The organism is Rahnella inusitata, from assembly GCF_003263515.1.
Classification (GTDB): domain Bacteria; phylum Pseudomonadota; class Gammaproteobacteria; order Enterobacterales; family Enterobacteriaceae; genus Rahnella; species Rahnella inusitata.
Window position 1 is genome coordinate 1 of the sequence record NZ_JYDE01000013.1, and the last position, 22,672, is coordinate 22,672.

The following is a 22,672-nucleotide window of genomic DNA, read 5'->3' on the forward strand; positions in this document are numbered from 1 at the left end:
GATGAAACAGAATTTGCCTGGCGGCACTAGCGCGGTGGTCCCACCTGACCCCATGCCGAACTCAGAAGTGAAACGCCGTAGCGCCGATGGTAGTGTGGGGTCTCCCCATGCGAGAGTAGGGAACTGCCAGGCATCAAACAAGTGGAAAGCCCTGTACTGACGTACAGGGCTTTTTGCTGTCTGGGATTTGGGGGGAATGACCGCAGAAAAACAGCTATTTACCTTTTTTTGCAGCTATGGACGGAAATTTTGCAGTAAAAGTCATCAATAATGCGTCAGATGATAAGCACTATACCCCACTGCCGCCCCGGCGATATCCCAGCTGAAATCTTTCCAGCTCCAGCCACTGCCACCTTCCCTGCTGTCATAAAGTTCTTTCGCCGCGCCCAGACTCACCGAAAACAGTAAGCCGAAAGAACGACTGCGCGCTTCATTCCATCCCTGATTGTCCCCATAAGCGGTGGCTGTCGCGGCTAACACGGCGGATCCTACAAAGTGCTCGGCTTTGTCTTTACCGGTCCATTGATCGTTGGCGAAGTGAGTGCAGCCACTACTCATTACTATCAGGGTGATTAAGGGGAGTTTATAACGAGGGAGAGGTGAGTGAGCCATTCGTATTATTCCAGATATAAAAAAGCCCGATCAACATGATCAGGCTTTCAGTATAGCCAATTACAGAATTCGGCTGATTAATCTGTCGATACGTATCCGCCGTAAACGGCGAATAAGTTTACGTACTTTAACCGGATAATTAGGGATGCTTTCCAGTTCCATATAATGAGAGACAACTTGCGTATGCTGACGAATTTCATCAAGCTCTTTCTGACGCTGCTCCGCCATCTCTTTATGGGGATCGTGGATTAAAATCGCATTCTCCAGATCCAACCGCCATGCGCGTGGATTCAGGTTATTCCCGGTGATCATCTGCCAGCGGTCGTCGACCCACATACCTTTGAGATGATAACTGTTATCCCCATCTTTCCACAGACGCACAATCAACTGACCGCTGTCGACAAAACGCTGTAAACGGCTTAGGAAACGGCGCAGGTTTATTTCGTAGAGATAGGGCAGGGCACCGATGATCTTAAAAGGCTGATCCTGTGGAATATAGAAATCGTTGGCCGTCTTATCGCCAACAATTATCTCCACCTGCTTCCCGCGGCGCAGCAGATGAATAATATTGCGCGACAGCATTGCCGGCATATTGAAATAAGGAGTACACAGTGTCAGCTTCTGCTCCGTACTGGCCATCAGATGATGAATAGTCCGGTTTAGCTCGTTCTGCTTGCCCAGGCCAACGATGGGCGTCACCGCCAGTTCATCATTCCCGGCGCTGTCTTTGAAATGATATCCGCTGGAGCGCAGGCTTTGGCGGAACTGACGCGTTTCATTTTTGATCTCAATGCTTTTAGGACGATCTTCACGATCGAGGCGCTGCACGGCTGCGGCAGTAATGATCGACTTCTTCATAAAGTCGATCATGGTGTTTGCCAGCGCGGCATTGGTCAGCAACTGGTAGCGGTCATAGCGATATTTCTCATGGCGATGCAGATAGACATCATTGAGACTCGCCCCGCTGTAGATCACTTGATCGTCAATCACAAAACCTTTCAGGTGCAGCACACCCAGTGCTTCACGTGTATTAACAGGAACACCGTATACCGGCACAGAACATTCAGGATGCTCCTTCGCCATGCGACAATACCAGTCAGCATTGGTGTCAGCCGCAGCGGCGCCGATACGCCCACGCTGAGCACGGTGCCAGTCGACCAGCACGCAAATCTCAAGCTCAGGTCGTTGCTGTTTAGCCGCATAAAGTGCCGACAATACGTCGCGACCGCCGTCATCATTCTCTAAATAGAGAGCGACCAGATATATCCGTTGGGTAGCGTTGGCAATTGCGCTGAGCAGCGTCTTACGGAAATCTGTTGGGCAGTAGAGCGTTTTTACAGCATCAACCGTTTGGGGGAGTTTGGGTAGCTGAGCAAGGTGTTGTTGATGTTTATTACGTTTGAATTTAGACAACATCACAGTGCGCTTCTTCTCTCTTCATGTAATGGCTTTCGCGGCACAAGCAGACAGTGGTAACCGCACAATCGGTCGATAATACCATTAGTCCTCTCCGATGTGCGCATCTTTTGCCTGTTCATGGCTTAGGCTCACGGTTTTCTGCAAGGTTATTCGGTTTTTTTTCAGCACAAGCGACAGGTTCACAATGCCGTCCTGAATCTGGATGTCGACGTCGAACCCGAGCTTTCTGGCCAGCGTGATCATGCCCTGATTGTTCGGCATGGTGATCCCCGTCAGACGTTGCAGTCCATGCTCTGCGGCGTAGTTGATCATCTTATCGAGAAGTCTGCGCCCAAGCCCCAGCCCTTTCAGATCCGAGCGAACCAGCACAGAGAATTCAGCGTCAATATTGTCCGGATCTGAGACAGCTCGCGTTACTCCAATAATTTCATTTTTATCATTCACCGTATGGATGGCGACGAAGGCCATTTCGCGGTCGTAATCAATCTGCGTCATATTGGCTAAATCTTCATGAGTAAACTCATTGATCTCATTGAAGTAACGGTAGTAGAGGTCTTCTTTTGTGACTTTAAGGATAAACGCTTTGAGCAGCGGTTCATCCTCGGGGAGGATTGGGCGGAACAAGGCCTGCGAGCCATCTTTAAGGACAACGCGCTCTTCCAGTTCGCGCGGATAAGGCCGGATTGCCAGACGTGATGGCGCGTCAGCCGTTTGGGCAGATAGCTGCATCGACACATCCAGCAGGCTGAGCTCGCTTCCTGAGACCAGCAGCGGATGAATATCAAGCCGTTCGATTTCAGGGCAATCAATGATCAGGTTCGATACATTCACCAGCAACTGGCTGAGTGCAGAAATATCGAGGGGATGTAATGCATTGCGACCACGGATCTTGCCGCTTTTCAGCGCCTGAACCACCTGATAGCGTGCCAGCGTCATATTCAGCGGCGGCAGGGCGACCACCGCCTGACGTTCGGGCTGCCAGTCGGAACTGCCCTCAGCCAGCATAATCAGCGGACCAAAGACCGGATCCTGCTCTACCACCACCCGCAGCTCCTGCGAGCCTGGCCGGTTAGCCATGGTTTGTACCAGCAGCCCCTGAATTCTCGCCTGAGGAAAAGCCTGACGGGCGCGATCGAAAATCGCATTCGCAGCCTGTTCGACTTCGCTGGCGGTGCGCAGGTACAGCATCACGCCCTGAACTTCAGAATTATGCGGAATGTCCGGCGAGCGTAATTTCAATGCCACCGGATACCCCACCTGACTGGCGATATTGACTGCTTCGGCGCTGTCGCTGGCAATCCATGTCGGCAATACGTTCATCCCATAGGCCTGTAAAATTGCGCGGACTTCATGCGTATCTAACTGTGTGGTGCCCTCCGCCAGCGTCCGGGCGATGAGCCTGTGAGCCTCATCGGTGTTCTGTTCAAGATCCGCAGGCAGTGCCGGGGTTTCTTTCAGCTGTTTCTGATTACGACGATATTCCACCATATGCATAAACGCTGTCACTGTACCTTCCGGGGTGCGGTAAGTCGGGATCCCGGCCTCGGTAAACAGTTTACGCGCTTCCTGAGAAGAGAATTCACCGCACCAGTTGGTCAGCAGCGTGACGTATTTACCACGGGGATGTTTACGGACGGCCTCGATAAGATGGCTGGCGGTGACTGTCCCATGCGCAGCGGCACTTGGCGCGTGGATCACCAGCAGTGCATCAAAATCCGTACTGTCGAGCAGCGTCGTCATGACCGCCTGATAGAGCTGCGGTGTGGCGTCATCATGTAAGTCCAAAGGATTCAGCGCCGAAATCGTGCCCGGCAGAACGGCGCTCAATGCCCTGCATGTCTCTTCACCAAGCTCCGCCAGTTTACCGTTGCGCGATAGCAGCTGGTCAAGCGCCATCGCGGCAGGTGCAGCGCCGTTGCTAATGATAAGTAAGCGCTCACCTTTTAACGGGCGCATGTGGCTGAGGGTTTCTACCGCCGAAAACAGTTCGTGCGTATCCTGCACGCGCAGTAAGCCTGCACGCTGAATGGCGGCATCATACGCCGCGTCAAGGCTCAGCGGGCTGTTGAGTAGCTGCTGCGCCTTAACGCTGCGTCCGCTTTTGATCACCAGAATCGGTTTATTGCGTGAAGCGCTCCGTGAGGCAGAAAGAAAACGCCGCGCGTCGCTGATATGTTCGAGATAAAGGAGGATAGCGCTGGTCTTACTGTCGCGGGCGAGGAAATCGAGCAGATCGTCAAAGTCGATATCCAGGCTGTCGCCAAGCGAAATGAAATAGGAAAACCCGACGGCGCGCTGCTGTGCCCAGTCGAGAATAGTATTGGCGACGGCGGCGGACTGCGAAATAAATGCCAGTTTGCCGGGAAGGATTGGCACCGGTGAAAAGCTGGCGTTCAGACGCTGCCACGGCGCAAGAATGCCCAGACTGTTCGGTCCGAGCAGGCGCATCGAAAAGCGTTGGGCGCAGGCCTTCAGTTCAGCGAATTGCTGTGGCTGCGAGGAAAGGACGATAACCGTTTTGCAGCCGCGCTCGCCGAGCTGCTCAAGCAGCGCAAGATTACGGTCGGCGTGCGTGCAAAGAATGGCTAAATCCGGTGACATCGGCAGGCTGATGACATCCCGCCAGGTCAGAACGCCACACACAGCACGATACGCGGGAGTGACCGGCAGCACCGGGCCGTTGAATCCGCTATCGAGCAGATTACGCATCATCAGGTATCCGGCACGTCCCGGCTTGTTGCTGGCACCGACTACCGCGATAGATTCAGGTCGTAACAGGGCTTCAAGTCCACGCTGGCTCATCAGAACTCCAATCAATCATCCTGAACTGATTCTAGAGGCTTTCTTCGTTCTTTGCTGTGAGCTGATGCACCGGATGGTGGGGTTTTCCTGCCAGATATTGGGTACGGAAATGATTGAAGTGCCGCGACAGCCCCGCAGAAGCTTCCATGTCGCCGGCTTTTTCCAGCAGGGCGGCAGCCACTTCGACGGTGCAATGCAGCTCCGGGCGTGAGGCTTCGCGCAGGATATAACCGGAGCTGGCGCTCACATCCAATGAGAAGACCGGCAGATTATCCAGATACGGACTTTTGCGAAACATCTTGCGTGCTTCGTTCCACGTGCCGTCGAGCATAATAAACAGCGGCGGTTTGCTGCCTGCGGGCACTTCGGTAAAGACCTGACGCGGCGGCTCGGCGAATGAGGCAGGGAAAACGACGTATGCCTGACGGGCCGGATCCGAAATTGCTGCAATAAGGGCGGGATCGGTTTCTGTCCGCGACCACATAAACGCCTGTGTATCAGGCAGAACGTCGGCTATCAGGCGACCCGTGTTACTCGGTTTCATCGGCTCAGTGTCAAACATCACCAGACAAAAGCGGCTGGCGGCCTGATGGATTTCGCGCGTCGCGCAGATGCAGTTACGTACGGGTAACAGGCATGACTGACAGCGGATCGCCCGTGAACCGCGCGCGAGAAAAGGGCGGGTAGATTTGGCGAGGCGTTCTGTTCGCAGGCGAAGGACGGCGTTGTCTGACATAAGCATTCCGATAATCGAAAAACGGCTATTCTAATCACCCCTGTGGGGCTGGCAAGCGAATCTGTTGCTGGCGGGAAGTTTACAAAAAAAGGCCCGCACAGAAGCGGGCCATCGGCAGGGCTTTATACCGGCTTATGCGTTACAATGATTCATTAAGCCAGTCATTGAACGGGGCTTTAGGTACCGCGCCGCTCAGCATATCGACCATTTTGCCTTCATTAAAGACCATAATGGTGGGAATGCTGCGGATCCGGAACCGCGCACTCAGTTCTGGTTCTGCTTCGGTATTAACCTTGATGAACCGGATTTTACCGGCGCGTTCCTGAGCCACATCTTCAAAGATTGGCGCGAAGTTAACACACGGGCCGCACCATGGAGCCCAAAAATCGATGACAACCGGCAGGTCATCCTGCAGGTATTTATCCAGCGTGGCAGCAGTAGCATGAACCACATCGCCTTCAAAAAGTGAATGACCGCAGCGGCCACATTTCGCGCCGTCGTCGATACGATCCTCAGGCAGGCGGTTGGTGGCCTGACATGATGAACAAATCGTATTCATAAAATAGCCTCTACATTGCTTAACGTGAGAACGGTATCAACCTTACCGGGTCCGGCGTAAAAAATGGCTGATATGTTAATTGTATGTTGTAAGTATGAGGGCGCAGCATTCCGTTAACAACGCGGTTTATTCAATGAATACGATAGTTTTAAGCTTTTGGTCCAAAGCATGTGGCTTAGCTCACAGACATCAGGTAATCTTCGCGCCCTGCGCGTAGGTGGAGAGAAAAATGAACGATTCATTCAGTGGCAAGAACGGCAAAGTCAAAGTGATGTTCGTCCGTAGTGACGACGACGGCGATAACCGCAATAACGATAAACGTCCTTCCAATAACAGAGGACGTCCGGGCGATAAACCTCGCCAGGGTTCCCGTCCAGACGATGCCCGCCGCAATGAGCGTCGCAGCAGCGATTCCCGTGGTGATTCACGCGGTGCAGATACACGACGTGGTGACGATCGCCCACGCCGTCCGGCCCGTGATGACGACGGTCCGTATTCTTCGCCGTGGAAAACCGTTTCACGTGCGCCTGCGGATGAATCCGTGCCCGATCACGGTGGCATCAGCGGTAAAAGCTTTATCGATCCTGAGCAACTGCGTCGTCAGCGTCAAGAAGAGACCCGCGTGTACGGTGAAAACGCCTGTCAGGCACTGTTTGCCAGCCGTCCGGACGCTATCGTTCGTGCGTGGTTCGTGCAATCTGTGACTCCACGCTTTCGCGAAGCGCTGCGCTGGATGGCGGCAAACCGCAAGGCTTACCATGTGGTTGAAGACGAAGAGCTGGTCAAAGCCTCCGGCACTGAACACCACGGTGGCGTGTGTTTCCTGATCAAAAAACGTCAGGGCCTGGATGCAGAAACCTATCTGCAAACGGCTCGCGCGAAAGACTGTGTGCTGGCGCTGGAAAACGTCGGCAACCCGCACAACCTCGGCGGTATCATGCGTTCTTGTGCGCATTTCGGTATCAACGGGATGCTGGTTCAGGATCCGGCCCAGCTGGAATCCGGTGCCGCAGTGCGTACCGCTGAAGGCGGCGCGGAACATGTTAAAGCCATCAACGCGGATAACTTCCTCGATGTGCTGGCGACCTTCCGTAAAGCGGGTTACACCATCGTCACCACCTCCAGCCATAAAGGGACTGCGCTCGGTAAAGCTGAGCTGCCTGCCAAAATGGTGCTGGTGCTGGGTGAAGAGAGTGACGGTTTGTCCGACAGCGCATGGCAGCAGGGTGACCTGAGCGTGTCTATCGGCGGGACCGGTAAAGTAGAAAGCCTGAACGTTTCCGTCGCGACCGGTATTTTGCTGGCCGAATGGTGGCGTCAGAATCAGGCATAATCCCCTGATTGTTAGCTAAAAAAAACGGACGCTCATTGCGTCCGTTTTGCTTTCTGGCGTACACCGATTTTCTACAATCAATCAGTGAGCGCCGCCGCCGCCCCCACCGCTGCTAAACGGTGGCCGCGCGAACCAGATCAAAATCAGCAAGACCAGGAATGCCCCTCCCGATAGCCAGAAAATCTCGTTGGCAGAGATGATCAGCCCCTGGTTGGTTATCTCCCTCGCCATCCAGCCGGAAGCCTGCTGGTGACTCATGCCCATACTCTCGAGCTGCTGATAGGTCTGCGTCGCCGCCGGATTAAACGGCGTAATATTTTCCGACAACTGCGCGTGATGCAACGATTCCCGGTTTGACCACATCGTGGTGGTGATCGACGTACCGATCGATCCCGCCAGCGTTCGGATAAAGTTCGACAAACTCGACGCCGCCGCCATACGTTCCGGCGGTAATCCTGACAGAATGATGGTGGTCAGCGGCATGAAGAAGCAGCCGACTGCGAAGCCCTGAATAAACTGTGGCCACGCCGACGCACCAAAATCCATTCCCGGTTCGAATGTGTACGCGCGCCAGTAGAAGCAGACCGCATACATAATGAAGCTGAACGTCACCAGTTTGCGCATGTCCAGCCGGTGCGCAAAGCGACCGATAATCGGCGACATGATGACCGGCAAAATCCCCACCGGTGCCGACGCCAGACCTGCCCATGTCGCGGTGTAGCCGTATACCTCCTGCAACAGCTGCGGCAGCAGAACGATCGCACCGAAGTAGAGCATGTAGGCCAGGCTGATACACAACACGCCAATGGTGAAGTTTCGCGATTTAAACAGCGACAGATCGACAATCGGATGGTCGTCGGTCAACTCCCATACGACAAGGAAACAAAGCGCGACCACGGCCACGACCGCCAGTACGATAATTTCCGTCGAGTTAAACCAGTCCAGCTCTTTACCGCGGTCGAGCATCACCTGCAACGCGCCAATCCCCAGCACCAGCAATACCAGACCGACGCTGTCGATTGGGCGGATCTGCGTAGCCGTTTCGCGTCCTTTCAGCGTTTTCAGCGTCAGGAAGACCACCGCGGCACCGATCGGCACGTTGATGAAGAAGATCCAGCCCCAGTGGTAGTTATCACTGATGTATCCGCCGAGGATCGGCCCGCAAATCGGGGCGACGATCACTGTCATCGACCAGAGCGCTAAGGCGGTACTTCGCTTGGCCGGCGGATAGTTATTCAGTAACAGACTTTGTGAGAGGGGGATCAGTGGACCTGCCACCACACCCTGCACCACACGGAAGAAGATCAGCATTTCCAGACTGTTGGACATGCCGCAAAGCCACGATGCAATGGCAAACAGCACCGTAGACCACAGGAACAGTTTTACTTCACCGATGCGTTTTGCCAGCCAGCCGGTGATCGGGATCGAGATAGCATTCGCCACCCCGAACGACGTGATCACCCAGGTGCCCTGTGAATTCGAGGCACCCAGATTCCCGGCAATGGTCGGGATCGCCACGTTGGCGATCGTCGAGTCCAGCACCTGCATAAACGTGGCCATCGACAAAGCCACCGTCATCCAGGCCAGCGGTGCGCCTACCAGCGGTTTATTTGCCACAGAGGCCTCCGGAGGCTTTAGCCTGCATTTGCATGAATAACGTCAGCAATGATGGCGTTCACCGGCGCCAGATCCAGCGTCAGTGCGGTGGTCTGGTACAGCGGTTCAGTACGGACTTTCTCGGCCAGAACTAAACCATCACGGTTCTGAGTATCGACCGTGACCAGCGCGGATAAACCGATACGCAGCGGGTGTTCCTTCACTTCCTGATCGTTCAGTTCAATACGTACCGGTAAGCGCTGAACCACTTTGATCCAGTTGCCGGTGGCATTCTGCGCCGGTAACAGCGAGAACGCGCCGCCGGTACCCATGTCCATCCCCACAACTTTACCGTGATATTTCACGTCATCGCCGTACATATCGCTGACCACGGTCGCGGCCTGGCCGATACGCATATTGGCAAGCTGCGTTTCTTTAAAGTTGGCGTCCACCCAAATGTGATTGGCAGGGACGACGGCCATCAGCGCGGTTGATGAGGTGATCTGCTGACCAATCTGCACCGCACGGCGGGAAACAAACCCGTCGATCGGGCTGCGTACTTTGGTCCGTTGCAGGGCCAGCCAGGCGTCGCGCACCTGAGCGGCGGCCTGCAGAACCTGAGGTTGTTGATCCACCGGCGTATTCAGCACCATTGCCTGATTGGCGTTGTATTGCTGAACCGCGACGTCGTATTGCGCTTTGGCGGTGTCAACGGCATCACGGGCGTGTTGCAGTTCTTCACGGCCAATCGCATCGACATTGCCCAGCACGACGCGGCGTTTCAGGTCAGTCTGCGCCTGTTGCAACTGAGTCTGACGCAGAGCGATATTCGCCTGATATTGTTTCCCGTTGATGATCAACTGATGCGTCTGACGCACGCTGTTGGCCAGTGCGGTTTTAGAACGTTCGAACGCCTGTTCGGCATCCGTCGGATCGATAGTGACCAGTACGTCGCCTTTTTTCACAAAGTCAGTGCTGTCGAAATTGACGTCGGTCACGCTGCCCGAGACCTGCGCCATAATCTGTACCTGGTTACCTGCCACGTACGAGTCATCCGTTGACTCGAAATGACGTAATACCAACAGCCAGTAAAACAGATAGGCAATAGCGATAATAATGAAAATCCCGGTTAATAAGAGCATCGCGGTTTTGCGCGTTTTTTTCTTATTTCTCGGAGCTTGCGGCGTTGCTGCCTGAGTTTCGGCATTTGCGCTCATGGTCTTCTCCACGCTGAGTCTGTGTAATTATTATGATTTTTGGTCCGCCGCCGGGGCCTGATAGCCACCCCCGAGCGCACGGATGAGACTGATTTTTGCCTGCATCACCTGACTGCTGGCATTAAGCTGCGCCTGCTGTTGTTGCAGCAGCGCTGACTGGCTGGTTAACAGCTCATCCCGTCCGATGATGCCAGCGTTGTATCTTGCATCCGAAACGCGATACACCTCGGAAAGCGACGTCGCGGCAGAAGAAGCCTGCTGCAATTGTTCAACGCTGCTTTTCGCGATGGTGATGGCATCCGCAGTTTGCTGGATGGCGTTCAGGATGGTCTGGTTATACGACTCAACGGACTGGTCATATAACGCGGACTCTTCGCCCAGTTTGGAGCGCAGTGCGCCTGCGTGGAAAATCGGCAGCGAAATGGCGGGCGTGATGTTCCAGGCTTTACTCGCGGCTTCCAGAAGATTCGGGCTGGTGCCGCCGTAGTTGGTGGTCGTCAGACCGCCAAAGGCACTGATGGAAAGGCTGGGGTAGAACTCTTTTTTCGCGGCGCTCACACGCTGGGAATAGGACTCCACCAGATCGCGCTGTGCGGCGATGTCCGGGCGTTTGCCCAGTAAATCGAGGGTCAGTTCACCTTTCGGTGCCAGAGCTTCAGGCGGCGGCAATGCAACCGCGTGCAGCCCGTTCATCGCGTCCGGACCACGTCCGGCCAGCGCAGATAACTGATGGCGCAGCTGTTCGGTCTGTGATTTCAACGTAATGATTTGCTGTTTCGCGCTGTCGGCCTGAGCCTGCGTCTGTTGCGGGATCTCGATACCGTATACCCCGGCGTTGTACTGCGCTTTACGCAGATCCGCCAGGCGCTGGTTGTTATCCACCTGATGTTGCAGAACGTCCTGTAAGGCCAGGTTTGCCTGCAACTGATAATAGGCTGACGCGACCGAACTGGTCAGCGTCAGAGCGGCTTCGGCCTGTTCAGCGCGGGCAGAATCCACCTGCGCTTTCGCGGCATTCACCTGATTGCGGTATTTTCCCCACCAGTCAAACTCATAGCTCAGATTCAGCCCGAGGCTGTTACTGCTGTCGTAAATCGGCGCTTCGGGATAACTGGTCAGGAACGGTGGAATGGTATTTTTCGCCACACGTTCACGTCGTGTCGAACCGTTCAGATCCAGATATGGGCCATTAGCCGCATCTGCTTCGCCCATCACGCTTTGTGCTTCGCGCACGCGCGCGGCGGCCTGGCGCAACGACGGCGAGTTTTGCAACGTCGCGGTCATCAGGGCATCAAGCTGCGGGTCATTAAGACTGCGCCACCACTGTGGGCCGATGGTCAGAGAGCTGACTTTTGCCTGCTGCAGGTGAAGCTGTTGTGTATCCAGCAGCGACGACTGAGGAGCGATATTATTACTGGAGGCGCAGCCAGCCAGGATCAAAACGGCAAACAGCGGCGTAAGCCTCCAGCGAGCTTGGAGTGACATGTGTGGTTTACCTGAACAGAAATTTAGATTTGTTGTAAGGCTGTCGCATCCATCTGATCAAGGCGAGTTAACAGTTTGCGGGTCAGGGTTTCTAACTGCTTCTGTTCATCAGCGTCTAAGGTCGACCAGAGAAAATGCAGGCTCTTATGTTGAGGTGGCAGTAACTTTTGAATAAAGGCTTCACCGTCGGGAGTCAGATGTAAATGCAGGCAGCGACGGTCGTTGTCACTTTCACGGCGTTCAATCCATCCGCGCTTTTCCAGCTCATCCGCAATGCGGGTGGCATTCGTGCGTGAAGAACCCAGCGCAGAGCTGAGTTCCGAAGGCTGAATACTGTGGCTTTCCTGAGCATCAAGGGTGAGCAACGCCATAAACAGCGTTTCGTTGATGCCTTGTGCTTTCAACATCTTGTTGCGGTTTTCCAGCAGTTTACTCTGCATATGCATACAAAGGCGGGTCAGCAGGATTTCCTGATAAGGGAAATCTTTTTGCTTTTTAGCCCGGAAATTTAACATGTTTTCAATTGGCGCGAACGAACTGTCCATATGAGAAGCCTCATTAGTTACAGATGACATAGTAACGATGGTAATTAATAATATCAATGTCATGAACCCCCAATTCTTTAGCAATTAGTGTGATTCATAACTCCAGTGAATTATTCGATGTTTAAAGTATTCAGCAGTCTTTGGTTATCTGTTGCCTGCGCGTAACAAAACGCACTTCAGCCAGCCAGCAGCATGACCTTGAACACCAGGCCGTACACCACGGCACCGGTCAGTGTGGCGATAATGATGCTTTTGGTTCGCCAGAAAACCAGCGCGATCAGTACGAAACCGGCCAGCGACGGCAGCAGTTTTTGCGAGTCCCGCAGAATTTCCGGCACGCCGGATACCACCAGCAGCGCACAAATCGAGGCGATACCAATGCTGTCGAGCACGCGGGATAACGGACCGCTTTTCAGCCGCCCTGACGTTTGCCGCGCACCCAGGCGCAGCGGCAAATATCGAAACAGATAATTGACCGTGCCCACCAGCAGGCAGACCAGAATGACGTTAGTGCTCATCGGGCGTGACCTCGGCGGTGGAAGGCGCGAACGGGCGTTGCAGCAGGGCGGCGAGACAGCCTGCGCCCAGACCGCAGCCGATAGCGGCGGGAATTGACCAGAACAGCAGTCCGCCGAGCGCACCCGCCAGCGAGGCCACAAAGACCCCACCTTGCTGGCGCTTAAACGCGGCGAGCAGGAAACTCAGGAACAGCGCAGGCAACATAAAGCCGAGTGCGGCTTCCACGGCGGGATAATTTTCCAGCGGCCCGTTGCCAAACAGCGCACCGACAGCGGTACCGAAAACCCAGGAAAGCCACGAAGACAGCGCAATGCCGCACATCCAGTTCTCGCTCCAGCTGCGCTTATCGCGGATAAGTTTGGTCGTGGCGGCGGCGAACACTTCATCGGTCAGGCCGAACGCCCACAGCGCCGTTTTCCTGCCATTAAGTTTTCCCACCAGACGGTTGCGCAAAGAGGGGCCGTACAAAACGTGTCTGACATCCATCGCCATCACCGTCAGCGCAGACACCCACAAAGACATTCCGGCACTGAGCAGCGCAGTGATCACAAACTGGCTGGCGCCAGCGTAAATAAGTATGGAAAACAGCAGGCTTTCAGCAGGCGTGAAGCCAAGTTTGACGGCGCTGAGGCCGAAAGCAAAAGCGATAGGGAGATAACCGATGACGATAGGCAGGCTATCGGTAATACCTTGTTTGAAGGTTGAAACACTAACCGGGTCAGGTGTTTCGGGATCAGGATTGCTTTGCATGGATGTATAAAACAGTGTGAAACCGGAGGGTGACCGGCGAATAATTTATGACGCAAACATTACCAGACTGTAAGTATTGTTAACACCCTTTGGTACAAATAAATTTCATAAATGATTATTCGCAAGCTAATCAGGAGGGGTGATGATTCCCTCCTGATTCTATTTTAATCAGATGAATTTCAGGCCAGATTGTACTTATGTCCTTGCCACCAGACCAGCAGATTCAGTACGCACATCACGGTTCCGGCAACGGAGACGCCGTACCAGCCCGCCGTCTGATAGGCCGACGCAGACACCAGTGATCCGACTGCGCCGCCGATGAAGTAGGTGGTCATGTAACCTGCCGTCAGCCGGTTACGCGCTTCCGGCATCGATTTATAAATCACACTCTGGTTGGTGATGTGCACGCCCTGAACCGAAAGGTCCAGAACGATGATCCCGAGGATCAGCGAAATCACCGAATGCTGCCCGTAAGCAATGGCCGCCCAGGACAGTAACAGCAAGATCAGTCCAACCGTCGTGGTCAGATGGGCTTTACCTTTATCCGCCAAATGCCCTGCACGGGTAGCCGCCAGCGCACCGGCCGCGCCGACCAGACCAAACAGGCCGATAACGCCCTCAGAATACTGATAGGCCGGGCCCGCCAGCAGGAACGCCATCGAGGTCCACAGAATGCTAAAGTTAGCGAAGCAGAACATGCCGACCAGCGCGCGGGTACGCAGCACCGGCGTGTGGATGAACAGCGAGAAAATGGATTTCAGCAGTTGCCCGTAATTCAGATCGGTTTTCTGCTCATGTTTAGGCAGTTTGCGCCACAGCACCAGCGCCATCACAATCATCAGCGCGCTCGCCACCCAGTACACCGTACGCCAGCCACCCAGCGAGGCGAGAGCGCCCGCGACGGTCCGCGCCAGCAAGATCCCCAGCAACAGGCCGGACATGATCAGCCCGACAACTTTACCGCGACGTTCCGGCTCAGCCAGCGTGGCTGCCAGCGGCACCAGAATCTGCGCGACCACCGAGAACAACCCGGTCAGGGCGGTTCCGACAAGCATGATGGTCAGCGTCGGCGCCATGGCAGTGATCAGCAATCCGGCGGCGGACAGCAAGGTCATCAGCACAATCAGATTGCGACGTTCAAACATATCGCCCAGCGGCACGATAAACATCAGGCCACAGGCATAACCGAGCTGCGCGATGGTGACGATAAAACCGGCCTGATTGACGGAAAGACTGAACGCGCGCGCGATGGTTTCCAGCAGCGGTTGCGGATAATAGTTACTGGCGACGGCCAGCCCGGTGGCAATCGCCATCAGAATGATCAGCCCGGAGCTGAGCGTTGCAGGTGTTTTTGAATTTTTCATTGTGGAAGTCTGTCTGTTTATTGGAGATAGCGAAGCATCAGAAATGCAGCAGAGGCACAGTATCGTTCACCTAAAAATATTAAACCAATGTATAGTTTTGATTAAAACTATCTCATTTCACGATGAATCGATGAACCTTAAACAGATACGATTTGCCCTTGCCGTGGCGCATGAACAGAACTTCACCCGTGCGGCGTTGCGCTGCCACACGGTGCAATCCGCGCTGAGTCATCAGATTGCAAAACTTGAGGAAGAACTGGGTAGCACGTTATTTGAACGCACATCCAGACAGGTAAAACTGACGGCTGCCGGTCGGGCATTTCTGGCGCCGGCAGAGAAGCTGCTGGCCGCACAGGCAGAACTGCTCGATACCATGGAAGCCCTTAAAGGCGAGCTCAGCGGTACATTGACGGTGGGGACGATATCAACGCTGAATGCGATAGATGTTGTCGGACAATTGGCGCGATTTACTCAGCGTTATCCGCTGGTGAATATCCGGCTTTATGTCGGGATGAGCGAAAAAATATTGGAAGATGTTCAGCAGTCGCGAACGGATGTGGCGTTTGTCGGCCTGTGGCCGGGAGATAAATCCATCATCAAACTGCCGCACCGTCAGCTTTGCGATGAGCCACTGGTCGCGCTGGTCAGCCAACAGCATGCCTATGCAAAGAGTGAAACGGTTTCGCTGAGTGAACTTGCGCAGGTGCCGCTGGTGGATTTTTACGCCGGTTCAGGCGCGCGGCGTCAGACAGATAATGCCTTCAAAGAGGCGGGAGTTACCCGTCATGTCAGTTTTGAAATCGATCATATCGAATGGCTCGAGAACATTGTCCGGCGCTCACTTGCAGTCGGCATTGTGCCGCTTTCCCGCATTCAGCCAGGCAGTGATCTGATCTCTATTCCCATCGACAATGCGCCGCGCCGTCAGGTTTTCTGCGTGTGGCAAACGACTTTATCGCAGGCAGCGCAACGCTTTTTGGCATTCTCTGAGGATGACCGGCTTTAATGACCACACATCCACAGCGATCTCAAAAGACCTGTTATTTGCCTTCCTTAATATAATCAAGGAATGCCCGTAATCCGCAGGGCATGTACTGGCGATTGGGGTAATAAAACTGGAGGCTCGGACGCTCGGGTAACCAGTCTTCCAGCACTGAAACCAGCTGGCCAGTCGCGAGATATGTTTTCACCTGTTCATGATAAAGATAACCGACGCCCGCTCCGTTCAGAACGGCCTCGAGCACAGAATCGAAATCATCCACTACAATGTTGCCGGACGGAACGATTGCAAGCTCTCCTTCTGGCCCCTCAAATTCCCAATGATAAATTCGTCCGTGATGAAAACGGAAAACGACACTCTGGTGATCCACCAGTTCATGTGGATGGTCAGGCGCGGGATGTCGGCTGAAATAGTCAGGCGTCGCGACAACAGCCAGTTTTATCGGAGGCCCCAGCGGCACCGAAATCATGTCTTTTTCCACGGTAGCCCTTAGCCGAACCCCCGCGTCAAATCCATCCTTAACGATATCCACCAGCCTGTCGTCGGTGGTGATTTCAACTTTGATATCCGGGAACTGGCGGGTAAAACCTGCTACCAGAGGCATCAGGAAAAGACGGGAAGATAAACGAGATGCGTTGATTTTCAGTGTGCCCATCGGCGTATCGCGAAAACAATTCACTTCATCCAGCATGGTACTGATTTCTTCAAACGCCGGGCGCAGGCGTTCGTACAAATTCGCACCGGCTTCCGTCAGAGAAACGCTGCGCGTGGTGCGGTTAAACAGGCGCAGCTTCAGACGCTGTTCCAGTTGTTTAATGGCGTGGCTAATGGCAGAAGGCGAGAGCCCCATTTCATCTCCCGCCGCACGAAAGCTTTTGTGGCGGGCCACTGAGATAAATGTCGCAAAGTCTGAAAAGTTAAGCTTCATTAGTGAAAATCCTTCATTAACCCATATCAAATACCCCGTTTTACAGCGCTATCGCGGGGTCGTAAAGTCGCCCGTACTTTCTTAAAACGGAGTTGGGTAATGAAATCAGAGAATATGTACATAGTGTGGGCGCATCCGCGAGCCGATTCATTAACCGCGCAAATGGTGCAGGAGATCCAGAAACAGGCAACGCATCATGGGATAAACGTTTCCGTGCTCGATCTCTATCGAAGCGGCTTCAATCCGGTATTGGGCGTGGAGGATGAACCCGACTGGAGCAATCCGGATAAACGTTACCCGGCTGAAGTCCACCGGTTGTTTGGCGAGCTGAAGGGGAAAGATACCATCATGATTGTCTTCCCACTGTGGTGGTACAGTTTTCCGGCAATGATTAAAGGATATCTGGAAAGAGTTTGGAATTTTGGTCTGGCCTACGGAGGCCAGAAATTCCCGGCCAAAAGAGTGTGCTGGCTGGCACTGGTTGGCGGCTCAGAAGCAAGGTTCGAGAAGTATGGCTGGAAAAAAAATATGACGGAGTATTTACAGGGGGCAGGGAGCTATCTGGGTATTGAAGAATCGCATGTGGATTTTCTCTTCAATACGATTGGAGTGGAAGAAGATATTACTGATCGGGAAAGTCATTATCAGGGGCTTTTTAAGCAAGCTCGCGAAAAGGTGGATGCTTTAGTCAGGTAACGTTTTATGCGGGGCAAACCAGAAATCCGGTTTGCCCCGCGTGACTGACTGCTCATCTGAGGCTTATTTCGCCGCAGCAGCCGCTTCTTTTACCCAGCCATCAAATTCTTCCTGATGGGCTTTGATCCAGCCGTCGGTCTGTGCAGCGATATCCGCATCTGAATTTTTACCCGCGTGCATGGCGGCGTTCTGCGCATTGATGTCTTTCAGTGGCAGTTTCATGATGGCAAACAGTTTTGCCGCCGCCGGGTTTTTCTCAGCCCAGGCTTTGTTGGCGACGATGTGCATCGTGCTCACCGGGAAACCGTAGTTTTTGCCGTTCGGCAGCTTAGTATCAGCGTTTTTATCGCCCGGCACTACTGAGAACGGTACCTGCATCCACAACACGTCTTTGCCAGGGATCAGCACATTGCTCACCCAGTACGGCGTCCAGGTGTAATAGAAGATAGGTTTACCTTCTTTGTAGCGCGTGATGGTGTCAGCGATCATCGCAGAGTAGTTACCCTGATTGTGCGTCACGGTCGGTTCAAGACCATAGGCTTTCAGCTGTTCATTCAGCGCTGCTTCACAGCCCCAGCCCGGTGTACAACCGGTCAGATCGGCTTTGCCGTCGCCGTTGGTATCAAACAGTTTGGCCAGCTTCGGGTCTTTCAGCTGTTCGATATTGGTGATGTGATATTTCTCAGCGGTTTTCTTATCGATAAGCCAGCCCTGCGCAGCACCGGTCACGTAAGTGCCTTCGCGATAAAAGACTTTGTCGCCACCGGCGGCTTTGTACATTTCATCATGCAGCGGCGACCAGTTGACGGCGGTGAACTGCGCATCCCCTGCGGCAAGCGTGGTGTAGCCGACGTTGTAATCGACTTCGCGCGTTGGCTGAACGTCGTAGCCCAGTTTTTCCAGCGCCTTGCTCACCAGTTCAGTCTGGAAGGATTCTTCGCTGATGGTGCTCTGAACCGGCGTTACGCTGACGCCTTTGCCCGGTAAATCGGCGGCGAAGGTTGACGCTGTAGCAAATGTTGTGAGGGCGGCGACCGCCCAGATTCCTGTCTTCTTCATAAAATCCTCGAATTTCGTTATTGATTATTTTGCGGCGGCGGCGGCTTCTTTAATCCAACCGTCGAAGGTGGCCTGATGCGCTTTGATCCAGCCATCAACGTGCTGCTGGATATCCGCTGAAGAGGATTCCCCTTCGTGCATTCGCAGGTTTTGCGCGTTCACATCGGTCAGTGGCAGTTGCATGATGGCGAACAGTTTCGCGGCCGCCGGGTTTTTCTCAGCCCAGGCTTTGTTGGCGACGATATGTTCGTTGTTTACCGGGAAACCGTAGTTTTTGCCGTTCGGCAGGGTAGTATCCATGTCTTTCTGCGAGCCCGGATTCGCCGAGAACGGCACGGTCAGCCAGACCACGTCTTTGCCGGGTTTCATTTCGTTGCTCACCCAGTACGGTGTCCAGGTGAAATACAGCACCGGCTTGCCGGATTTAAAGCGGGTCAACGTATCGGCGATGATGGCCGAGTAGTTGCCTTCGTTCTGGGTGACGGTATTGGTCAGCCCGTACGCTTTAATTTGCGTATTCACTACAGAGCCGCAGACCCAGCCCGGATTACATCCGGCCATATCAGCTTTGCCATCACCGTCCGCATCGAACAATTTGGCCAGCTTCGGATCTTTGAGCTGCGATAAATCGTGAATGTTGTATTTGTCGGCAGTTTTCTTGTCGATCAGATAACCCTGCGCCGCGCCTTTAATGTAGGTGCCCTGACGGTAGAACTTCTGGTCGCCACCGGCGGCGTTGTACATGTCTGTTTGCAGCGGTTCCCAGTTCACTGCCATGTAAGTGGAATCGCCGCTGGCGATCGCGGTATACGCGACGTTGTAATCCACTTCGCCGGTCTGCTGGACGTCATAACCCAGTTTTTCCAACGCGCGGTTAACCAGTTCGGTCTGGAAAGTTTCTTCCGCGATGGTGCTTTGCAGCGGTTTGACGACCACGCCTTTGCCCGGTAAGTCGGCGGCGAAAACAGCCGGAGTGGCGATCGATAATGCGAGGACGAGTGTGTTGAGCGATGTTGTGCGCATGGTGAACCCTTATTCTTGCTTGTGAATACGTAAGAGTGGACTGCGTTGTTTTACTTAGAGATTGGATAACCCGGCGGCGAACCGCCGGGAGACGTGCAGGATGTGAATCAGGCTTTCTTCGCGAAAGGCTTCATCACCAGGCCGACAGGACCACGTGTGAACCAGCGGTGACCGCCTTTACTGCGGCTGTCGCGACCCATGGACTGCGTCAGGCGGTCAAGAATAATGGCGAGGATAACGATACCCGCACCACCGACCGAGGCCAGACCCATGTCGAGACGGCCAATACCGCGCAGCACCATCTGACCCAGACCACCCACCGCGATCATCGAGGCGATAACCACCATCGACAGCGCCAGCATCAGCGTCTGGTTAATACCGGCCATAATGGTCGGCATCGCCAGCGGCAGCTGTACTTTGAACAGCAACTGGCGCGGGCTTGAACCGAAGGACTTCGCGGCCTCTATCAGATCTTCCGGCACCTGATTGATACCCAGAATGGTCAGACGAACGACCGGCGGCAGGGCGAAGATAATCGTCACCACGACACCGGGCACGTTACCGATACCAAACAGCATGACGATCGGCACCAGATAAACGAACGCCGGCGTGGTCTGCATGGCATCAAGCAGCGGCCTGATAATTTTCGCCGCTCTCTGACTGCGCGCCAGCCAGATCCCCAGCGGCAAACCTATCAGAATACAGAAGAACAGCGACGTCAGAACCAGCGCCAGCGTCACCATAGCCTGCGACCATGCGCCGATGGCGCCGATCAGCACCAGGGAAACCAGCGTGGCGGCACCCATGCCTAACCCGGCCATCTGCCAGGCGATCAATGCGAACACTAAGATCGCAATCGGCGCGGGCAGCGTTTCGAGGCCGTGCTGAAAACCGCTCAGGACGAAATCGACCGGGACTCGGATCCCCTGGAATACCGGACGGAAGTTGCCGACCAGCCAGTCGATCCCCTCAGTCACCCAGCGATCGAGCGGGATAAGCGTGCTGTGGAACGGATCGAGAATATTAAAATGCTGTTGCTGTTCAGGTGCGACGCTCAGCCAGTCGTTGGCCTGTGCGGCGGCATGATGCGTGGCATCCGGCGCGCTGGCGGCGGCATCACTGCTGCCACCCCAGGGATCGCTGCTGCCATCGGCAGGCGCTGAAGCCGCCGCGTCAGCCTGCGGTGCGACACCGCCGCTGGCGTTATCAGCACTCCACGGATCGATTGACGGATCCAATGCCTCAGCCTGAGCGGCCTGTGCGTGCTGAACGATCGTGCTATTTATTGAGTTGCTCATTCGTTACCCCCTTCTTTGTCCAGAGCCTGAAGCAGCATGGCTTTGGAAATAATGCCGATATAGTTATTGTCCTCATTGACGACCGGCACGGCGCAAGGCGCGGCGGCGACATGGGAAATCAGTTCGCTGAGCGGCATATCTGCCAGCACCGGTGCCGGAGATTCCAGCAGGGCACTTTCCAGCGGCTGATTGGCTTTCAGCGCAGTTTTCAGCGATTCGATCGACACAACGCCGATGAATTTCTGTCCACGTTCCAGCACATAACCATATTCGCGGTCTTCATCTTCCAGCAGCTTGAGCGCTGCACGGGGACCAAAACCGGGGGTTTTACGAATGAGTGCGCCACGACGGCGTGCGATATCTTTGGCGCTGAAGACCTGACTGATGTCCACACCGCGAAAGAAGGTGCGCACATAGTCGTTGGCCGGATTATTCAGAATATCTTCCGGCGTGCCGACCTGTACCACTTCGCCGCCTTGCATAATGGCGATGCGATCGCCAATACGCATGGCTTCATCTAAGTCATGGGAAATAAACACGATGGTGCGCTGATGCTGAGCCTGCAGCTTAACCAGTTCATCCTGCATTTCGGTACGGATTAACGGGTCAAGCGCCGAGAAGGCTTCATCCATCAGCAGAATGTCAGGGTTGTTGGCCATCGCACGGGCTAAACCCACACGCTGACGCATACCGCCTGATAATTCATCGGGATAGGAGTTGGCATAGTTTTCCAGACCGACCTGACGCAACGCATCGAGGGCTTTGGCATTGCGCTCTTCCACCGGCACACCGGCCAGTTCCATACCAAACGCGGTGTTATTCAACACGGTCAGGTGTGGCATCAGCGCAAAGGACTGAAACACCATACTGATTTTGCTTCGGCGCACCTGGCGCAGTTTTGCTTCTGAGATTTTGGCGATGTCTTCGCCGTCGATCAACACTTCGCCGCGGGTGGGCTCTATCAGACGATTGAGAAGGCGTACCATGGTGGACTTACCGGAACCGGATAACCCCATGATGACGAAGATCTCGCCTTCTTCAATGGCCAGACTGGCATCTTTAACGCCAAGTGACAGACCGGTTTTCTCAAAAATTTCTTCTTTACCCTTGCCTGCGTCGATCATCTTGAAAGCGCGATCCGGGTTCTCGCCAAATACCTTATAAAGATTCTTTACTTCGATTTTAATTGCCATGCAATGTGCATTCCTTGGATATAAATAGCCGTATCGGCTCGATGTCTAGTTTTTCTGTTGGACCGTATAGGATATTACCTGTAACGAAATAGTGAACGCGTTATACCCTAACACATCGAAATTCTGAGACAAGTCTCAATGTTTCTGAAGAATATTCATGGTTGCGATTCTGGTGGCGTATTTGTACGTGTCATGCACCGCTAATTATCCGGCTTTCCCGTTGACATTTAATGACAAATTCCTGGGTGTTAAGGTTTTTATGTTTTTGCTAATTACTTTGCTCCATATGGTCGAGGTAAATATAGTTAACTCACTGATTTAAATGAATTTAATGACTTTTCTTTTTGTGGGGTTTTAGACGAAGATATATCACTGAGATCAGTGATTTAAATGCAAATTCACAGCGCGTATTTGTTCGCTGTAAATAGAGATTTCAGCCAGAGGTGAAAGGCGTGAATTTACCGGTTGTCTGAAAGGTGCCTGATGGGTGAAATATTTTTGTCAGGCAGCCGGGAATGCGGAGAACGGGCCGGTGCAG

At 54.0% G+C, this 22,672-nt stretch carries 20 protein-coding genes and 1 rRNA gene; 4 read left to right on the forward strand and 17 right to left on the reverse strand.

Translation table 11 applies throughout. From position 1 onward, the window contains the following. The first annotated feature begins 16 nt into the window (after window positions 1-16). Window positions 17-132, forward strand: a 5S ribosomal RNA gene (gene rrf, locus TU92_RS07435). A gap of 132 nt (window positions 133-264) precedes the next feature. On the opposite strand, the gene TU92_RS07440 is transcribed toward rrf, so the two are convergent. From TU92_RS07440 to trxC, 5 genes are all read right to left on the reverse strand, one after another. After that, a complete protein-coding gene (locus tag TU92_RS07440) occupies window positions 265-612 on the reverse strand; it encodes a YfiM family lipoprotein (RefSeq protein ID WP_112165788.1) in 348 nt (115 codons plus the stop codon). Window positions 613-672: 60 nt separating this feature from the next. Further along, complete coding sequence (gene pssA / locus TU92_RS07445) at window positions 673-2,028, reverse strand: CDP-diacylglycerol--serine O-phosphatidyltransferase (RefSeq protein WP_112165790.1); 1,356 nt, start codon at window positions 2,026-2,028, stop codon at window positions 673-675. Window positions 2,029-2,112: 84 nt separating this feature from the next. After that, window positions 2,113-4,833 carry a bifunctional acetate--CoA ligase family protein/GNAT family N-acetyltransferase gene (locus TU92_RS07450; RefSeq protein ID WP_112165792.1) on the reverse strand — a complete coding sequence of 907 codons (2,721 nt, stop codon included), beginning with the start codon at window positions 4,831-4,833 and terminating at the stop codon, window positions 2,113-2,115. 31 nt (window positions 4,834-4,864) lie between these two features. Continuing rightward, complete coding sequence (locus TU92_RS07455; protein ID WP_112165967.1) at window positions 4,865-5,569, reverse strand: tRNA-uridine aminocarboxypropyltransferase; 705 nt, start codon at window positions 5,567-5,569, stop codon at window positions 4,865-4,867. 139 nt (window positions 5,570-5,708) lie between these two features. Continuing rightward, a complete protein-coding gene (gene trxC / locus TU92_RS07460; protein ID WP_112165794.1) occupies window positions 5,709-6,128 on the reverse strand; it encodes a thioredoxin TrxC in 420 nt (139 codons plus the stop codon). A 229-nt stretch (window positions 6,129-6,357) separates the two neighbouring features. On the opposite strand from trxC, the gene TU92_RS07465 reads away from it, so the two are divergent. Beyond that, window positions 6,358-7,461 (forward strand): tRNA/rRNA methyltransferase, encoded by a 1,104-nt coding sequence (locus tag TU92_RS07465; RefSeq protein WP_112165796.1) that lies wholly within the window; start codon window positions 6,358-6,360, stop codon window positions 7,459-7,461. A gap of 81 nt (window positions 7,462-7,542) precedes the next feature. On the opposite strand, the gene emrB is transcribed toward TU92_RS07465, so the two are convergent. The 7 genes from emrB to TU92_RS07500 form a co-directional block, all read right to left on the reverse strand. Further along, window positions 7,543-9,078, reverse strand: a complete 1,536-nt coding sequence (gene emrB, locus TU92_RS07470) for a multidrug efflux MFS transporter permease subunit EmrB (RefSeq protein ID WP_112165798.1) — start codon at window positions 9,076-9,078, stop codon at window positions 7,543-7,545. A 17-nt stretch (window positions 9,079-9,095) separates the two neighbouring features. Continuing rightward, the gene (emrA, locus tag TU92_RS07475) at window positions 9,096-10,274 is read right to left on the reverse strand and encodes a multidrug efflux MFS transporter periplasmic adaptor subunit EmrA (protein WP_112165800.1); all 1,179 of its coding nucleotides are present in this window, start codon (window positions 10,272-10,274) and stop codon (window positions 9,096-9,098) included. A gap of 30 nt (window positions 10,275-10,304) precedes the next feature. Beyond that, window positions 10,305-11,759: an efflux transporter outer membrane subunit gene (locus TU92_RS07480; RefSeq protein WP_112165802.1), complete on the reverse strand. Its 1,455-nt coding sequence runs from the start codon at window positions 11,757-11,759 to the stop codon at window positions 10,305-10,307. A 23-nt stretch (window positions 11,760-11,782) separates the two neighbouring features. Continuing rightward, window positions 11,783-12,304 (reverse strand): transcriptional repressor MprA, encoded by a 522-nt coding sequence (mprA, locus tag TU92_RS07485; RefSeq protein ID WP_112165804.1) that lies wholly within the window; start codon window positions 12,302-12,304, stop codon window positions 11,783-11,785. 176 nt (window positions 12,305-12,480) lie between these two features. Then, window positions 12,481-12,822 (reverse strand): L-valine transporter subunit YgaH, encoded by a 342-nt coding sequence (gene ygaH, locus TU92_RS07490; protein WP_112165806.1) that lies wholly within the window; start codon window positions 12,820-12,822, stop codon window positions 12,481-12,483. Continuing rightward, window positions 12,812-13,573, reverse strand: coding sequence for an AzlC family ABC transporter permease (locus tag TU92_RS07495; protein ID WP_112165808.1), 762 nt, complete (start codon window positions 13,571-13,573; stop codon window positions 12,812-12,814). Before TU92_RS07495 ends, ygaH begins: the two co-directional genes overlap by 11 nt. 179 nt (window positions 13,574-13,752) lie before the next feature. Further along, complete coding sequence (locus tag TU92_RS07500; RefSeq protein ID WP_112165809.1) at window positions 13,753-14,937, reverse strand: MFS transporter; 1,185 nt, start codon at window positions 14,935-14,937, stop codon at window positions 13,753-13,755. Window positions 14,938-15,067: 130 nt separating this feature from the next. Here TU92_RS07500 and TU92_RS07505 point away from each other — a divergent pair, with 130 nt between their 5' ends. Further along, entirely contained in the window at window positions 15,068-15,943 is an 876-nt protein-coding gene (locus TU92_RS07505; protein WP_112165811.1) for a LysR family transcriptional regulator, read from the forward strand. Window positions 15,944-15,977: 34 nt separating this feature from the next. Here the strand turns inward: TU92_RS07505 and TU92_RS07510 are convergent, their stop codons facing one another. Then, entirely contained in the window at window positions 15,978-16,865 is an 888-nt protein-coding gene (locus TU92_RS07510; protein WP_112165813.1) for a LysR family transcriptional regulator, read from the reverse strand. Window positions 16,866-16,964: 99 nt separating this feature from the next. On the opposite strand from TU92_RS07510, the gene TU92_RS07515 reads away from it, so the two are divergent. Next, the gene (locus tag TU92_RS07515; protein ID WP_112165816.1) at window positions 16,965-17,561 is read left to right on the forward strand and encodes an NAD(P)H oxidoreductase; all 597 of its coding nucleotides are present in this window, start codon (window positions 16,965-16,967) and stop codon (window positions 17,559-17,561) included. A gap of 63 nt (window positions 17,562-17,624) precedes the next feature. Here TU92_RS07515 and proX (TU92_RS07520) read toward each other — a convergent pair whose 3' ends face one another. The 4 genes from proX (TU92_RS07520) to proV form a co-directional block, all read right to left on the reverse strand. After that, the gene (gene proX / locus TU92_RS07520) at window positions 17,625-18,620 is read right to left on the reverse strand and encodes a glycine betaine/L-proline ABC transporter substrate-binding protein ProX (protein WP_112165818.1); all 996 of its coding nucleotides are present in this window, start codon (window positions 18,618-18,620) and stop codon (window positions 17,625-17,627) included. A 24-nt stretch (window positions 18,621-18,644) separates the two neighbouring features. After that, complete coding sequence (gene proX, locus TU92_RS07525) at window positions 18,645-19,643, reverse strand: glycine betaine/L-proline ABC transporter substrate-binding protein ProX (RefSeq protein ID WP_112165821.1); 999 nt, start codon at window positions 19,641-19,643, stop codon at window positions 18,645-18,647. A gap of 107 nt (window positions 19,644-19,750) precedes the next feature. Continuing rightward, window positions 19,751-20,941 (reverse strand): glycine betaine/L-proline ABC transporter permease ProW, encoded by a 1,191-nt coding sequence (gene proW / locus TU92_RS07530; RefSeq protein WP_112165823.1) that lies wholly within the window; start codon window positions 20,939-20,941, stop codon window positions 19,751-19,753. Further along, window positions 20,938-22,134: a glycine betaine/L-proline ABC transporter ATP-binding protein ProV gene (gene proV / locus TU92_RS07535; protein ID WP_112165825.1), complete on the reverse strand. Its 1,197-nt coding sequence runs from the start codon at window positions 22,132-22,134 to the stop codon at window positions 20,938-20,940. Before proV ends, proW begins: the two co-directional genes overlap by 4 nt. Window positions 22,135-22,672 lie beyond the last annotated feature (538 nt).